15 protein-coding genes and 2 pseudogenes are annotated in these 14,763 nt (G+C 49.4%); 3 read left to right on the top strand and 14 right to left on the bottom strand.

All coding sequences use genetic code 11. The features are described from left to right. Positions 1 to 395: 395 nt before the first annotated feature. The 3 genes from C825_RS19565 to C825_RS19555 all read left to right on the top strand — a co-directional run bounded on the left by C825_RS19565 (position 396) and on the right by C825_RS19555 (position 1,722). On the top strand, positions 396 to 929 hold the full coding sequence (locus tag C825_RS19565) for an antirestriction protein ArdA (RefSeq protein WP_010799830.1): 534 nt from the start codon (positions 396 to 398) through the stop codon (positions 927 to 929). An 80-nt stretch (positions 930 to 1,009) separates the two neighbouring features. Then, complete coding sequence (locus tag C825_RS19560) at positions 1,010 to 1,213, top strand: DUF3873 domain-containing protein (RefSeq protein WP_010799829.1); 204 nt, start codon at positions 1,010 to 1,012, stop codon at positions 1,211 to 1,213. Positions 1,214 to 1,239: 26 nt separating this feature from the next. Further along, positions 1,240 to 1,722 (top strand): DUF7258 domain-containing protein, encoded by a 483-nt coding sequence (locus tag C825_RS19555; protein ID WP_010799828.1) that lies wholly within the window; start codon positions 1,240 to 1,242, stop codon positions 1,720 to 1,722. A 219-nt stretch (positions 1,723 to 1,941) separates the two neighbouring features. Here the strand turns inward: C825_RS19555 and C825_RS19550 are convergent, their stop codons facing one another. The 14 genes and pseudogenes from C825_RS19550 to C825_RS19485 all read right to left on the bottom strand — a co-directional run. Beyond that, a complete protein-coding gene (locus tag C825_RS19550; RefSeq protein ID WP_010799827.1) occupies positions 1,942 to 2,262 on the bottom strand; it encodes a hypothetical protein in 321 nt (106 codons plus the stop codon). Between the two features lie 6 nt (positions 2,263 to 2,268). Further along, on the bottom strand, positions 2,269 to 2,736 hold the full coding sequence (locus C825_RS19545; protein WP_010799826.1) for a DUF3872 domain-containing protein: 468 nt from the start codon (positions 2,734 to 2,736) through the stop codon (positions 2,269 to 2,271). A 16-nt stretch (positions 2,737 to 2,752) separates the two neighbouring features. After that, on the bottom strand, positions 2,753 to 3,643 hold the full coding sequence (locus tag C825_RS19540; RefSeq protein ID WP_010799825.1) for a DNA cytosine methyltransferase: 891 nt from the start codon (positions 3,641 to 3,643) through the stop codon (positions 2,753 to 2,755). A gap of 3 nt (positions 3,644 to 3,646) precedes the next feature. Then, a complete protein-coding gene (locus C825_RS19535; RefSeq protein WP_010799824.1) occupies positions 3,647 to 4,228 on the bottom strand; it encodes a conjugal transfer protein TraO in 582 nt (193 codons plus the stop codon). Between the two features lie 3 nt (positions 4,229 to 4,231). Further along, positions 4,232 to 5,167 (bottom strand): conjugative transposon protein TraN, encoded by a 936-nt coding sequence (traN, locus tag C825_RS19530; protein WP_010799823.1) that lies wholly within the window; start codon positions 5,165 to 5,167, stop codon positions 4,232 to 4,234. Positions 5,168 to 5,200: 33 nt separating this feature from the next. Continuing rightward, positions 5,201 to 6,535: a conjugative transposon protein TraM gene (gene traM / locus C825_RS19525; RefSeq protein ID WP_010799822.1), complete on the bottom strand. Its 1,335-nt coding sequence runs from the start codon at positions 6,533 to 6,535 to the stop codon at positions 5,201 to 5,203. Further along, positions 6,513 to 6,809 (bottom strand): TraL conjugative transposon family protein, encoded by a 297-nt coding sequence (locus tag C825_RS19520; protein WP_010799821.1) that lies wholly within the window; start codon positions 6,807 to 6,809, stop codon positions 6,513 to 6,515. Before C825_RS19520 ends, traM begins: the two co-directional genes overlap by 23 nt. Before the next feature lie 4 nt (positions 6,810 to 6,813). Next, positions 6,814 to 7,437: a conjugative transposon protein TraK gene (gene traK / locus C825_RS19515; RefSeq protein WP_010799820.1), complete on the bottom strand. Its 624-nt coding sequence runs from the start codon at positions 7,435 to 7,437 to the stop codon at positions 6,814 to 6,816. 104 nt (positions 7,438 to 7,541) lie between these two features. Next, on the bottom strand, positions 7,542 to 8,537 hold the full coding sequence (traJ, locus tag C825_RS19510; RefSeq protein WP_010799819.1) for a conjugative transposon protein TraJ: 996 nt from the start codon (positions 8,535 to 8,537) through the stop codon (positions 7,542 to 7,544). A gap of 19 nt (positions 8,538 to 8,556) precedes the next feature. Then, positions 8,557 to 9,183, bottom strand: coding sequence for a DUF4141 domain-containing protein (locus C825_RS19505; protein WP_010799818.1), 627 nt, complete (start codon positions 9,181 to 9,183; stop codon positions 8,557 to 8,559). A 243-nt stretch (positions 9,184 to 9,426) separates the two neighbouring features. After that, entirely contained in the window at positions 9,427 to 11,250 is a 1,824-nt protein-coding gene (locus C825_RS19500) for a reverse transcriptase/maturase family protein (RefSeq protein WP_005680466.1), read from the bottom strand. Positions 11,251 to 11,830: 580 nt separating this feature from the next. After that, a pseudogene (locus C825_RS19495) lies at positions 11,831 to 14,215 on the bottom strand (TraG family conjugative transposon ATPase); the annotation flags it as partial. Further along, the gene (locus C825_RS19490; protein WP_010803765.1) at positions 14,212 to 14,547 is read right to left on the bottom strand and encodes a DUF4133 domain-containing protein; all 336 of its coding nucleotides are present in this window, start codon (positions 14,545 to 14,547) and stop codon (positions 14,212 to 14,214) included. The gene C825_RS19490 and the pseudogene C825_RS19495, both read right to left, overlap by 4 nt. 10 nt (positions 14,548 to 14,557) lie before the next feature. Then, positions 14,558 to 14,659: pseudogene (locus C825_RS19485) on the bottom strand (DUF4134 family protein); the annotation flags it as partial. Positions 14,660 to 14,763 lie beyond the last annotated feature (104 nt).

Genomic DNA, 14,763 nt, shown 5'->3' with positions numbered 1-14,763 from the left:
TGGAGTGTTCCCTAAAGGATGAAAGGAAACAAGCACTTTTCCCCTGTTTCCCTATCTGTAAATCTTCCTCATTATGCAGTCCCCCAGCCGGGACAGCCGTTTTAATCATTTCAATAGGCAAAGGTAGCTACGGGGGCTTTTGGCTCTGCAAATTGGGTTTCATCGAAAAAAATTGTTCCAGCTTCCCGTTGGTCGGAAAAAATTTTTGTCGGAAAAATTTGCATAGCAAGACCCCTTCACCAACCAGCCTATGTGAAACGAAAACGACCGACCCGACCGGAAGACGCATAAAAAAAAAGTCGGATTTACGGGAAACAGGAAAAAAGTTCAGTGAAACTTCAACTCCCTCACCTCTCAAATCCGCATAAAATCAAAAACTTAAAAATTACAGCAATATGGAAGCAAAGGTATTATCGGAAGCAAAAGTTTATGTAGGCACTTACGCCAAGTATAACAACGGTTCATTGTCCGGCGCATGGCTCGACCTTTCGGACTATTCGGACAAGGAAGAATTTTACGAAGCCTGCCGGGAACTTCACAAGGACGAGGAAGATGCGGAATATATGTTTCAGGACTGGGAGAACGTGCCGGAGGGCTTAATCGGCGAAAGCTGGATTTCTGAAAACTTCTTTGCCCTGCGTGATGCGGTGGAGGATTTGGACGACACCGAGCAGGAAGCCTTTTTCGTGTGGTGCAACTACAAAAGCCATGATTTGAGCGAGGAAGATGCGGACGACCTTATAAGGGACTTTCAAGACGAGTATCAGGGACAATATGATGATGAAGAAGATTTCGCCTATGAAATCATAGAGGAATGCTACAACCTGCCGGAGTTCGCAAAGACCTATTTCGATTATGAAAAGTTCGCCCGTGACCTGTTTATGTGCGATTACTGGTTTGATGACGGTTTTGTGTTCCGTGCGGCATAATCAAATACCAATCCGGGCGGGGTGTCAAAGCCCTGCCCGCTAAAAACAACCAAGTTTATAACCATAAAAAATAAGACATCATGCAGTCACTTAACAAAAACGGGGTAAGCATCACCCAAACACCGGGAGAAGAAAAGTTCGTGAAATGCTGTTTAGGGGCTTTCAGGGGACAGATTTATTTTCAATATGACTACCGCCACACGGACGGCGAACTTTTCAGCACGGTAGCCAAAACGCTGGACGAGTGCCGCCGCAGGCGTGACGAGTGGATAGCTAAAAAGTAACAGAGTAATAAGTAAATTTTAGGGATATGAAAACGACAGAAGTAAACAAGGAGCTTATCGGCAAGCGTTGCGAGTGTATTTTTACGGGCTTAATGGTAACGGGCGTTATTGAGGACACAGAAGAAAACGAACACACCATAGAGGTAAAAGTCCGTTTCGACCATCCGCACCAGTGGGGCGATGATTTGTATAATGATGTGTGGGCGTGGGGGCGCAAAATTGACGAGTTCGGCACGCTGCATCATTTGCACCTGCTGGTGGATAAACCGGACTTTCAAATAATGACGGTAGTTTTCAGCGAGCCAATCAGCCGTATAGACCGCAGTGTTTTTGAAGATGTGGAAACGTGGGGTGTCTGTTCCCTGCAAGGCTGGGTAAACAGCTATGAAAGTGTCCGGTTTGTAGCCATAGACGACCATACGGCAATCATTACGGGCGAATATAACATGGAGCAGGTAAAGGTGTGGTTAGAGAAATACACGTCCATAAAGAGCCTTAAAACCAGTTGATAGAGAACGGCGGCTGTTTGCCGCCGCCACTTTCTTTCGTGAGTGCCGGGAAATAAAGTGGCAAAGAAACCCGCCCTGTTCCCTAACATGAAAAGTCCACCCGCCGAACTGTCAGCGGGTGGACTGCCATAACATACGCCTTGCGTATCATTCCCTATTTGGTGTTCCCTGTCTATCGTTGCTTTTCACGTATATATGCAACCGATAAGGAAATAAAACCTATAAATCTTCATGTTGGAAGAATTTTACACCAAGTATGCACACGGTTTCTTCTTCCTCGATGTCATATTTCCATGTTCGTTTATAGACAAGCATTTCCGTGTCGCAGTCGAACCATTCCATTACAGGCGCATCATCTTCTTCGTCCGCCCATTTGAAAACCTGATTGGACGGCGTTTTCCACAATTCAGCCCTGTCACGTGCGGAAATGCAGTCCTTATCCACAATGATAATGTCACCTACTGCCGGAACTGTATCTGTTTCCAACGTGGTTTCTATGTACCACGAGATACCTTTTATATCCAATTCTATTTTTACCATGTCATTTTATTGTTTAGGGGTCGTTATTGTTTCCGTTTCTTCCTTGCCGTTGTCATTATTGAACGATAGCGAAAGTTGCTGCACCTGTCCAAAGCTATCAATCACATAAATGTCTATCGTCTGCTGGTCTGTCGATGCCGAGGTGTAGTAGAGCCTGAACGTTTCTTTCTCCAGCGGGTAAAGGTCATTGGGCAGGAACACCGTGCCGTTATCCATTTCCAGCTTCCCTTTGCCGTCCGGCTGGAAGTACCTGATTTGATAGGTAGTCGGCTGGTAATAGCCGCCACGCACCAGTTGGCAGCGTATTTCGGCGGTTTCCCCGACTTTCAGCCTTTTGGGTACTGGCATCGTTTCGATGCTGAACGGGTACGCCTGCTGAATATCCAAGTTGTCATTACAGGCGGTGACAAGCACGAGGGCGGCCACGATGTAGCAGCCCATGATGATTTTATACATTACATTCTTCATATACATTATCATATAAGGGTTATCAAAATAAAGTAGTCGTTTGCCTAATCCGGGCGGCAACTTCCCTGACAACAGGAACACTTACCGCATTTCCGAGCAAGGCATAACGGTGTATCTTCGCTATCTCTTTTTTCTCTCCGTCATATATCCCGTATCGGGTATAGTTGTCGGGAAAGCCTTGCAGCCTTTCGCACTCTACTTCGGTCAGCATCCGCACGTGCTTCAGTTGTTCGGGTGTAGGCGTTCCGTTGTACGCTTCACCCGATTTCAGGCACAGCACATAGTTCCCGATGTTAGGTTGCCTGCCGTAGTTCCTTGTTATCGTACCACTTGGACGAGCAGCGGGTTCATCACCCCCGACCTTACCATGCACTCCGCCCGGCGTAGGGAGAGGAAATAGGTCTGCGGTACATCTGTCTGCAACACGTCCGACAAGGTACATCCGCTCCCGGTTTTGGGGTAGAAACCATGCCGTATTACACAGTTGCCATTCAAGTCTATAACCGCCAATGTCGGCAAACGCTTTGACAATGCTCCAAAAATCCGGGCGATGTCTTGCGAAGAATATCCCTTTAACATTCTCCCAGATAAAAACGTCAGGTCTGAAACGCCTAACGGCTTCGACTGCATATCTGACAAGGTGGCTTTCTCCCCCTTGCAGTCCCTTTCCGTCCCCGATTGCGCTAAAATTTTGGCAAGGGCTTCCGAAAGTGACAATGTGGGGACGTTCGATGCCGACTTCCCCGATGTTTGTAACCGTTCCGATGTGTTCCGCATAAGGAAAATTGTATTTGAAGTTAGCGATTGCGTGTTTGTCTATCTCTGAAAAATATACCTTGTCGAAAGTATATCCGGCGGCTTCCAGCCCTTTGCTGAAACCGCCGATACCTGAAAATAATTCAAGCAGTACCATAGGCTAATTGATAATGAATTTCAGACCCACAGATATCTGCGTGTGGAACTTGCCTATGTCCGAGCCGAACAACGCCCGTTCCCTTGCGTTCAGTAGCAGAGCCACCCGGTCAGTCAGGTAGGCTTCCAGTTCCAGCGTCAGCGCACCGCCGTAGATGAAGCAATCTTTATCCAGCAGCGTAGAGCCGTCCGGCAAGAGCTTTTCATTGCGGTTGCTTGTTTCATATCCGGCGAGTGCCGACAGTCCCAGCGAGAGGAAAAAGGTCTTGCGTCTGTCCGAAAGGAATTTCAGGTAGTAGCCGCCCTCTGCGGTGAACTGTTCAACTGGTATTCTCATATCCTTGTAGTCATACTTCTTGTGCAGGTACTCCCCGCCAATCACCCAGCGGTTTGCGTTCTTGGTGTAAACGCTGTATGCCGCCCCGATATGGTAGGCAAAATCCGTGTCGTCGTTCCAATGCACCCCGTCCGCCATGCCTGCCGTGACCTGCAAGCCTTTCATGCCCGGCAGGTATCTTTGTGCGTGTGCCTGAAACGAGGTCAGGCACAGCGCAAAGAGCATCATTGTAAAGATGTGTCTTTTCATTCCCTATTTGATTTTGAGTTCGTTAATCACTTCTGCGTTCACGATGTCGGAATTTTCCACCCGGATAACCTGATGCCGCCCGCCGTTCTTCTCGTAAAGTTCCACCAACAGCAGTTTGTCGTCAGGAATGGTGAACTTCGGCAGGGCGTACACCGTGCGCACGGTCGATTTCCCAGCAATCTCTATCACCTCGTTGTAGCTGCGTACCGCATCCAGTACCGTTTCCTGAATAGCCGTGCGCTTCGGCACTTTCTTATCGACTATCTTAAACTTGATGAAGTCGGTATCGAAAGGCACGTTGGAACTGTTCTTCGTCTGCGTATGCACGTACAGCATCCCGTTATAGGTGTAAATGCCCTTGATTAAGAACTGTATGCCGAAACGCTTGCTACCTAAATGGCGCACTTTCCGGTCATTGTTCTTGTAGATGCTCTGCATTATCAGCTTCACCAGCAGCGGGCTTTCATTACCTAATTCCCGGAAATAGATGTTCATGCGGGTATGCGAGAAATCGGACGTATCTTCATTTTCCAAGAAGTCTTTCATTTCGATATTGAGCATTTCCGGTTCACGGACGTACTTGGCGTTGAACGAAAAGAAACTGCCGTCCTCGCAGATAACGGAGAAGTTCGTTTCGCCCGGAAAGCCCTCTGTCGTGGCTTTCACCCTGATTACGTTCTCCGCACCGTCCGCCTTTCCCGCTATGATGTGGTTGCTTCCCAAATCCACATAGCGGACGGCGGCGGGGAAGATGATATGCACCGTCTTGGCAAAGGTCACTTCCACGCCGTAGGGCGTTACCATTTGACGGTATGGAAGTTTCCGGGTAATCCCCCGGTACAAGTCGTTGCCAGCCGCATACTTCACGGTGTCGGTTTCCTGTGCGTTTGCCGCACACACGCCCAGCAAGAGGGCGAACAATACAAAAATCTGTTTCATCGTTAATTGAAATTTTAGTGGTTGATAAAATGGTTATTGTTGTTTGGCGTAAAGCATGACTTTATAGCCTGCTTTCAGTTTTACTTTTACAGTCCTGAACTTTTTCGCAAGATAGCCGGACGTTCCTTGCAGCAAGCCCCTTGTCACGTCCATAGCCACCTGCTGCCCGGCACTCCGTGCAAAGGAAATGCTTGTACCCAGCCCGCTTCCGATATTCGCCATAGCTTCGTTGAACGCTTCCTGCTCCATAGAGGACGGCACAGATAATCCCTTTTGCCCGTCCGTGTCAAACACGGCGAGTTCCACCGGGATGATATTGCCCGCATACTCAATCGAGGACACCAGTATGTCGAGCCGTTCGCCCTGCACCTTTGCCGTCCCCGCCACAAGGGTATTCTTCGGCACAACGATGCTGCCCGCCTGCATGGGTTCGAGCAGCCGTAGTTTCACCGCCTGCCCGTCCGTCAGGGTTTGGTCTTGGTGTATGCAGGCGGCTATCGTGTTCCTGCCCATAGCGTAGCCCGTGCCTACCGCCGTGTTGAAGCCGTAGTTTCGTGGCTGGCTGTAAGCCCGGATGAAGTCGGCATCGCTCATGGGCTGCTGCAATCCCGATACGGTCGTTTCCCGAATAGCCTGCACCGGGATAGCCGGAGTGCCGATACCGCCGCCGTTCTGCCCGGCTGTCGGTATTTGGGCAATCTGCCCCCTTTGTCCGTCCTGCCCGTTCATGTACTTTGCCGCCAGCTCGTAGGACTTTTCCAAGAGTGCCATTTGGTCGTCAGCCGTAGGCGTGGCGTTCTGCTGTTGTTGCAGTCTGTCGGTCAGTTCCGCCACCTGCCGCTTCAAGTCCTCTTTTTCCTCGTCCACCGCCGGGGCTTCGTAGAACGTGCTTAACTGGCGGTTGATGTCCCGGTAAGCGTTTGCCGAATAAGAAGCACCGCCGCCCCTTTGGGGCTGCACATCTTCTTCCGGCATCAGGTCGATTTCCGCTTGCGGTTCTTCCGTTTCATCGTCCCCCGTGAAACCGAAGTCCTGCAAGGATTGTATCTTGTCCTGCTGTTTGCGGTTCAGCATCGCTTGTTCGTAAGCCTTTTGCTTGTCGGCTATAATCCCGTCCTCTGCGGGCAGGGGTATGTCGGCGTTGAAGCCGCCCACGCTTTCCACGTTCACGTCCTCTTTGCCGGAGGGGGCGAATATCAGGTACATACACCCGGCAAAGGCAAGGAACATCAGCGGGAAGACTATCATTTTCCTGCGCTGCTGCACCTGCTGCGGGGTAAGTTCCCGTTTGGGGTTATCTTCCTTTTTCGGCTTCCCGTCCGCCTGCGGTACGGTCGTGCCGTTCTCATTCTTCTGTACTTCTTCCATATTGCGGTCTGTTTAACGGGTTGATACTGTTGATTGTGTCATTGCCCTGCAATGGCAGTTGTTTGATGTGTTCTATTTGCAAGCGTTGCCCGTCCCGTTTCCCGATATTGTAGATTGATGAAACGGTGATGTAGATAGACAAGCCGCCAAAGAAGAAGAACATCACGAGGATAACCGCCAGCCTTTTGCCCGGCGTAATCCGTCCGCACATTTGGCGCAGGCGGTCATCCGCCCAATCCTGCACCTTTTCGATATAGTTTCGTTTTCTTTCCATACGGCTATCTTTTAACGGTTTGCAAATCCTTGTTCTCGGTAATGGTGAACGCTTCGATGATGAAGCCGTGCGGGTTGTTGTCGCTCCGTGTGGCGTTGAGCAACCGGCACGAGGTCACAAGGCTGCGCACCGTCAGGCTGCTTTCCCGGACAATCAACTGGCGGGCATACGTGTTCACCTTGTAGGGGTACTGGTCGAAGTCGCACTTCACGCTGTCAATCTCCACCGTCTGCGTGACGTTTCCGAAAATCACCCGGTTGTAGTAGCCCTTTTCCGCCAAGTCCTTGTAATAGTTGAAAGCGGTCTTGTCGGCGAGGAACAGCGAGCGTTTGATGTTGCTTTCGATAGCCCCCTTGTCGGGCGAGAGCGTGAAGAAAAGCTCGTGGAAACGCCGCACGTGCGATTTGGCTTCCACGGGTCTGTTCTGTGATAAATCCTGCGAGAGTGCCAGCATCAGGCTTTTGCCGTTGTCGAGGACGTATATCTTCTGCCGCTGCTTTTCGGCAAAGCTGTACGAGTTCCACACGGCAAAGCCCGTCACCAGTGCGCACAGGCAGATGAATACCAGCGCAAAGAGCCGGATTTGCCGGAAACTCGTTTCGATGTTCGTTAATGATTTAAATTCCATTTTCTTGTATGTTCTAATAATGTTTCTAAAATCTTTCTATTGCAGCCCCTTTGTCAAGGCAGCTACCAAGAGGTTGTCAAAGTAGCTACCAAGTGGAAACCGTCTTATTTGAGTAGTTTTCCGGTTACTTTTCCGCTTGCCGCACCGACCGCAGCCCCGGCGATTGACCCCGCCCGTGCCACGTTGCGGTTATAGGCAGACGTGCCGCCAGCCGACACAATCCAGCTTGCCACCGTAGGAATGGTGAAGTAGCCCACGATACCTATAATCATAAAGATTACATACACGGTGCTGCTCCCGTCCGGGATGAAATTCGGGTCTGAAAGTTCCTGAATGTCCTTTTGGAGCATCAGCGTTTGTATGCGTGCCAGCACGCTGCTGAACAAATCGGACACGGGCAACCACAGGTAAATGGAGATATAGCGTGAAATCCATTGGGTCAGCGTGCTTTGGAAACCGTCATAGACGGAAATCGCAAACGCCAGCGGACCCAGTATCGAAAGCACAATCAGGAAGAATGTGCGCAGCGTGTCTATAATCAGCCCCGCCGCCTGAAAGAGCATTTCCAGCAGTTCCCTGAACCAGTCCCGGACGGACTTCTTGATGTTATAAGCCGCCCTGTCCATGTACATTCCGGTCATAGTCACCATGTCGGAAGGCGACCAGCCCAGTTCTTCCAGTTGTCGGTCAAATTCCTCGTCCGATGCGAGGTAAGTCGTTTCGGGGCTTCGCATCAGGGCTTCATATTCCAGTCGGTCTTTCTGCGCCCGGTACTCGTTCATGTCGAAAGTCTGCGTTTCCATAAGCTGGTTGCACCCTTTCACCACTGGCGATAGCACCGTGTTGATAGTACCCAACACGAATGTTGGAAAAAACATGATGCACAGCCCCAGCGCAAAGGGGCGCAGGAGCGGGTACACGTCTATGGGTTCGGCACGTGCGAGCGACTGCCACACTTTGGCGGCTACATAGAACAGCGCACCCAGCCCGGCAATACCTTTTGCTACCCCCGTCATGTTGCTGCACAAGGGCATCATTTCATCGTACAGCACCCGCAACACTTGGTGCAGGTTGTCAAAATCCACCGCTGCTAAAAACATAGGCATACCGATTTATATGTTACCAGTAGCGTTCATCCGCCGAGCCGTAGAGAGCCAGCACCCGGTCTGTGTCGTTCTTCTTCTTTGCCCGCAGGTAGGACACGGATATGTTCTTTCGGGTGTAGTAGTTCACGAGGTTGCGGTAGTTGAGCAGGCTTCGATAAGCGTTGTCGATGATTGCCAGCCGTTCGGCATCCGTCAGCGACATGCCCGTGATGTTCACTACATTCTTCAAGTCCTGCAACACGTCCGAGCTTTCCGACATCAGTTTGGCATAGCCGAACGAGATTGCCGACAGTTCGTCAGGCGTGAAATTCGGGTCTGCCAGCATACTTTGGAAGTTGCGCACGTAGATTTCGGAGATTTCCGCCACCAGTTCAATGGACTTCTTCACCTTGACACCGCCCTTAACCATGTCATGCACCGCTTTGAGCGCATCGTAATATTTTTTACCCTGCTGGAAAATCTTCTGCGCTTCCATGAAGCCGTCCAGCGTGTTCTTGGCTGTGGTGGAAGTCTGCACTATCTGCTTGGTGGTGTTGATGATACCCTGTGCCAAGTTGCCGGGGTCTGACACCACCCACTGGGCGGATGCCTTGCCGATGAAGCAAAGGCATACCGCCATAAGGAGAATTGTTTTCTTCATATTCCTGATTTTTAAGTTGTTGATGATTGGGGATTGCGTTTGTTTTCCGCAAGCCGCTTGATAGCCAGTTCAAGGTTGCCGCCCAGCTTTTCGGCAAGTGCGAACAGTTCCATTTTCTCGCTTTCCTCTGTCGTGAACGTGTAGGCTAAGCACCCAGCGCCTTGTCATATTTCTATGGTAGGTTTCCGAGTACTCGCCTCCGAACCGGACTTACAAGTCTCCCTGTATCCGGCTCTCCACTAATTAATTCAGTCTGATTCTTCGGTCGGGGTCTATTTTTGCATGACACTTTGAGCAGACAGCCAAAGTTTTTCGTCTTCGAGCTATCATTTTCTTTTCCCAGTCGGATTTACCTTTCAGGTCTTTAAGTTTGCGAACGTGATGCATTTCGAGTTTATCGGTAGCACCGCATAATTCGCAAACTTGGAGCTTCAGCCTTTCCATAAGGCTGTTACGTCCACCTGTTATGGAAACTGTCCGTGGAATAGTGTCACAGTAAATATTCCCTGCAACCTTTTTGCGTTTGAAACCATCATGATAAAATGATTGGTAAAGTGTCTTACCCTTGCTATTTTCATATGCCACTTGGAAAACCTTGTTCTTTTTATATTTCAGAAGTATTTTCTTTACAGATGATTTGTATTTGTTCGCAAATACCTTATACATGCTGTATGACATAATGTGATAGAAAGAATTGATGACATAGCTGTTATTGGCTATTGAGTAGTAATTATAGAACCCTCGGATTTCGGCATTGAACTGACTGACTATTTCCAAGTCATCCAAGTTCAGCATGTACGTTCTGACGATGGATTTCCAAACCTCTTTGCCATTGACGACCGCGATTCTTGCGGCTTTATAATCAAAGAGTTTCTTCCGCATCGTTTCAAAATTCAGGTACAATACAGGCTTGTGTCCGAATGCACGAACCGTTTTACCGTACTTATCCTTACGTAAATCGTTACACCTACGTATAAATACGTCATATCCGAGAAATTTCGCTGGTTTCTGCGCATTGGTTATCAGTGTCTTTTCGTCTGACAGTTCCAGTTTAAGAGCTTCATTCAAATAATTCTTAATATCCTCTTTTACTGTTTTGCAGTCTTCAAGATTACCGGTAATTCCAATCAGAAAGTCATCTGCGTATCTCACGTATTTTAACCGTTTGATACTGCTGTCCATTTCATTACGTGCCGGATAGTTGTTCCGTTCTTCTCGTAGCCGCTTAATTTCGGCGGTCATCTGTTTCCTTACCTTTACATCTTTCTCATTCTTTAGTTTCTTTGCCAGTCGGTATCTTCGCTGTTCGTAGAGCTTGTATCGAGCGTCGCCTTTTCTTGTTACCCCTTTATTGAACCGATTGATGTATTCCTTGATGTACTTGTCGAACTTGTCAAGGTAGATGTTAGCCAGTATTGGGCTGATAATCCCGCCTTGCGGAGTTCCACTGTACGTTCTATGAAATACCCAGTCTTCCACATATCCGGCATTCAGGAATTTTCTGATAAGCCGCAAAAATCTCTCGTCGGCGATACGTTCCCGAAGAATATTAATCAGTACGTCATGATTGATATTGTCGAAGAATCCTTTAATATCGCCTTCAATAAACCATTTCACGGCAGTGAATGTCTTTTGTATATCTATAAGAGCAGTATGACAACTTCGTTTGGGACGAAACCCATGTGAAGTATGTTCAAAACTACCTTCATAGATTGCTTCAAGTATCATTCTGACTACTTCCTGTACCAGCTTATCATCAAAAGAGGGTATGCCAAGCGGACGTTTTTTCCCGTTTTTCTTAGGTATGTACGTCCTTTTGGACGGATTAGGCTGATAAGTCTCATTTTTAAGACTGCCAATCAGTTGTTCAACTCGGTCAATACTCATTCCGTCAATGGTTTTACCATCGGCTCCTGCCGTCATGTTGCCTGTCTTGCTGTAAATATTCTGATAGGCTACATAAAACATTTCCTCGTTAAACAGCACTCTATACAGCCGCTCAAACTTATAGTTCAAGTTACCGCTGTGTTTACTCAGACTGTTCAACACATTTTCTGGATTTCTCATGTCTCTCACATCTTCCTTTAAATTGTTAAACTTAATTAGCTGCTCCCCTTCGCCATGTACAGGGCGTTACCCTGCTCAGACTACTATGGAAGCTCCGTTGCCATGCCGGATATTCAGGGGCAGACCCCATAGCCCTACAACTGGCTTTCCGGTTTAGGCAATCCCCGTTTAGAAATTTGACGACTATTTGGCTCGATAGATTGTCGGATACGACTTTCGTCCTTTACTACTTATGGTAGTTGCCTTGCGGTAAGTTTATGCTACTCCTGCTACGTGTCATCAGTGTAGTACCGCAACATAACGGTATAATTCCGAAGAATTATTCAACTGTCTTCCGTCATTGCCCAAGGATACGACTGCTCGGACTATCGTTCAACCAATGCAGGCTTTATCCTCATATCTATCATTTTAACTTGCCATTCGGTCGCAGCCTGACAGTTGGCTGACTTATGGCTTTACCAACGTGCTATGTTCCCTTGTGGGGTTTTCCCCTCCGGTTAGCGGTTGTTAATGGGCATTTTAAACACTTGCCCAGTCGCTTGCCAAAGCGACATTCGTCAAATTCCCTTTACGGGCGCACGTAGTATTCTTCCAACGAAACTTCCGTGGCGTACACCGCCGACTGCGTGCCGCCCAGCGAGAAGAAAACTTCCTTGTACTTCCGTCCGGGGTGGTTCGCCATGTTGATAGACAATATCTGCGAACGCTCCTTGTCGGTCAGTCCGAGCAGGTTTTGTATGCTGTCGAACTTGTTGAGATATTTTCGCTGGTCTAACAAAATCTTGCAGTCCGAGTTATTGATGATACTCTCTTTTACGATAGGGGAAGAAATAATATCCTCAATCTCTTGCGTGACTACAATCGCTTCCCCGAAATATTTTCGGACTGTTTTGTAGAGGTAGCGGATATAGTCCGCCATGTTCGCCGATGCAATCGCTTTCCACGCTTCTTCAATTAGTATTAACTTCCTTATTCCCTTTAACTTGCGCATTTTGTTTATAAAGGCTTCCATGATGATGATAGTCGTTATCGGGAATAAAATCTTGTGGTCTTTGATATTATCCAATTCAAAGACAATGAAGCGTTTATGCAGCAAATCCAGTTCCTTGTAGGAGTTCAGCAGGTAGTCGTATTCACCGCCACGATAGTACGGTTCAAGCACGTTCAGGAAGTTGTCAATGTCAAAATCCTTTTCCCTGACGTTCTTCTGTTCAAGCTGTCGGCGGTAATCATCCCGGACAAACTCGTAGAACGTGTTGAAACAGGGCGTTACCGATTTGTCGCCCGTGATACGTTCGATATAGGCACTTACCGCATTGGACAACGCCACTTCTTCCGACCGCTTGGGGGCTTCATCGTCCCGCTTCCACAGGGTGAGTATAAGGGTTTTTATACTCTCTTTCTTTTCTATGTCAAATACCCCGTCCTCGACATAGAACGGGTTGAACGCTATCGGGTTCTCGTTGGTGTAGGTGAAATAAATCCCGTCCTCGCCGTGCGTGCGGTTGTGGATTAGCTGGGACAGCCCCAAGTAACTGTTACCCGTATCTACCAGCAGCACGTGCGCACCCTGCTCGTAATACTGGCGCACCATGTGGTTGGTGAAGAAAGACTTCCCGCTACCGCTCGGCCCAAGTATGAACTTGTTGCGGTTTGTGGTGATGCCTTTCTTCATGGGCAAATCCGATATGTCGATGTGCAGCGGGCGACCGCTCACCCTGTCCACCATTTTGATACCGAACGGGGAAAGCGAACTCTTGTAGTTCGTTTCTTCCACGAACAGGCAGAGAGCCTGCCCCAAGAACGTGTAGAAACTTTCCTCTGCCGGGAAGTCCGCTTCGTTGCCGGGTATGCCCGCCCAAAAGAGCGTGGGCGTGTCGGTGGTGTTGTGGCGTGGCTTGCACTCCATTAGCGCAAGCTGGCTTCCCACATCGTTGCGTATGCGTTTGAGTTCGTCCCGGTCGTCACTCCATGCCATGACGTTGCAGTGGCAGCGCACCGAGATAAGCCCCTTGCTGTGGGCTTCGTTCAGGTACTCGTCTATCCACTCCTTGTTCACTTGGTTGGCACGGGAGTAACGGGAGAGCGATTGCATATTCCGGGCGGTCTGCTCGAAGTTCTTCAGGTTTTCGGAGTGGTCGTCTATGAAGATGAACTGGTTATAGACGTGGTTACACGACAACAGCACACCCACCGGGGCGGCGAATGACAGTCGGCAGTCGCTCCGGTCAGTGGACAGCTTCTCAAATCGGCAGTCCGTCCCGACCTTTCCGGGCAAATCTTCCACGTCCGAGAGCGTGTGCAGGCACAATATGTCGTCCCCGACACGCATTTCTTCCGGGTACAGCCCGATGTCTTTCAGGCAGGTGGTATCTGTTTGCGAGAGCGAGAAGTATTTCTCGATGATGCCCGCCTTTCCGTCCTGCCCGGTGATTTCCGATGCCGCCAGCCGGGTAAGGGTGACAAACCCGCTGTCGTTCATAATCCTTTCAAACTGCCCGACCGCTTCGATGAACTTTGCCGCCGCTTCCTTGTCGGTTATTTCCTGCGGGACAATCCTGCCCCGGCAGAGGGTGGAGAAGTCGCTCTGTCTGCGGCTTCTCTCCCTTGTCGTCTTTGTCAGGAACAGGTAGCAGTAATGGTTCAGGAACGGGCGTTCATTGAAATGCCGTTCAAAGGAGCGGCTTAAAAAACTAAGCTCGTCCCTTTCCGTGTCGGGCTGGTAGTTCTCCTTGATGAAGAAGTCCTGCTTGTGTACTATGGAGTAGTCGGGCAGCACCTTGATTGCCTTGTACCATGCCGAATGTATGGCTTCGTACTCGGCACTGGTGACGGTGAACAGTTCGGGCAGTTCCACCCTGAAAGCCACCGTTATGTCCGCATCCTTTGAAATGATGCAGCCGTTCTCCACCGCCAAAAGTGGAAATTTCCTTTCCAGCGTGGTAGCCTTTAATGTATTCCTCATGTTCTTTCTTCCTTTCTTCTTTTGTAGTTGAACAGCCGGGGTATCGCCTTTCGGCTGATAATGAAGCGTGGGTGTCTTTTGCGTGCGGCAGCTTTCATCAGCCCGTGCGTGCCGTACCGTGCGTTGAGCCGGAACGTCTGCCACACGAGCAGCAGCGAAGCCGACACGATGAAACCGATACATAGCCACTGGTTCACGCCTGCCATGAACAGCACGATGAATACCACGAAGACGGCAAGCAAGCCGCCGCAAAAGATAAAGAGGTACTGGCTTTTCAGCCCCTTGAACTCCACCGGCTTTCCGATACCCCTGTTTACCGGATATTCAGACATAGCCGCCGTTTTATAGGAAGAACGACCGCAGGATAGTGGCGGCGACAATCAGGAAGATGCACGCCCCAAACCAACTGGCGGCGGTCTTTGAGGTGTCGGGGTCGCCGCTCGAGTCGAGTAGGTCAGCCCCCTTACGGGAGCTTTCCCTCTAAGAACCGTACGTGCGAGTTTCCCCGCATACGGCTCAAGCAACATGACCGTTACCGACTTTGTTAT

This window comes from Parabacteroides sp. ASF519 (genome assembly GCF_000364265.2).
GTDB lineage: Bacteria > Bacteroidota > Bacteroidia > Bacteroidales > Tannerellaceae > Parabacteroides > Parabacteroides goldsteinii.
The sequence above is the reverse complement of the archived record's forward strand: the minus strand, read 5'-3'. Positions and strand labels throughout refer to the sequence as shown.

Coding starts and splice junctions, on each gene's coding strand:
- C825_RS19535 (WP_010799824.1), bottom strand. CDS start 4,228: ATGAAAAGACACATCTTTACAATGATGCTCTTTGCGCTGTGCCTGACC.
- C825_RS19560 (WP_010799829.1), top strand. CDS start 1,010: ATGCAGTCACTTAACAAAAACGGGGTAAGCATCACCCAAACACCGGGA.
- C825_RS19565 (WP_010799830.1), top strand. CDS start 396: ATGGAAGCAAAGGTATTATCGGAAGCAAAAGTTTATGTAGGCACTTAC.
- traN (WP_010799823.1), bottom strand. CDS start 5,167: ATGAAACAGATTTTTGTATTGTTCGCCCTCTTGCTGGGCGTGTGTGCG.
- C825_RS19520 (WP_010799821.1), bottom strand. CDS start 6,809: ATGGAAAGAAAACGAAACTATATCGAAAAGGTGCAGGATTGGGCGGAT.
- traM (WP_010799822.1), bottom strand. CDS start 6,535: ATGGAAGAAGTACAGAAGAATGAGAACGGCACGACCGTACCGCAGGCG.
- C825_RS19500 (WP_005680466.1), bottom strand. CDS start 11,250: ATGAGAAATCCAGAAAATGTGTTGAACAGTCTGAGTAAACACAGCGGT.
- C825_RS19540 (WP_010799825.1), bottom strand. CDS start 3,643: ATGGTACTGCTTGAATTATTTTCAGGTATCGGCGGTTTCAGCAAAGGG.
- C825_RS19545 (WP_010799826.1), bottom strand. CDS start 2,736: ATGTATATGAAGAATGTAATGTATAAAATCATCATGGGCTGCTACATC.
- C825_RS19505 (WP_010799818.1), bottom strand. CDS start 9,183: ATGAAGAAAACAATTCTCCTTATGGCGGTATGCCTTTGCTTCATCGGC.
- C825_RS19550 (WP_010799827.1), bottom strand. CDS start 2,262: ATGGTAAAAATAGAATTGGATATAAAAGGTATCTCGTGGTACATAGAA.
- traK (WP_010799820.1), bottom strand. CDS start 7,437: ATGGAATTTAAATCATTAACGAACATCGAAACGAGTTTCCGGCAAATC.
- C825_RS19555 (WP_010799828.1), top strand. CDS start 1,240: ATGAAAACGACAGAAGTAAACAAGGAGCTTATCGGCAAGCGTTGCGAG.
- traJ (WP_010799819.1), bottom strand. CDS start 8,537: ATGTTTTTAGCAGCGGTGGATTTTGACAACCTGCACCAAGTGTTGCGG.
- C825_RS19490 (WP_010803765.1), bottom strand. CDS start 14,547: ATGTCTGAATATCCGGTAAACAGGGGTATCGGAAAGCCGGTGGAGTTC.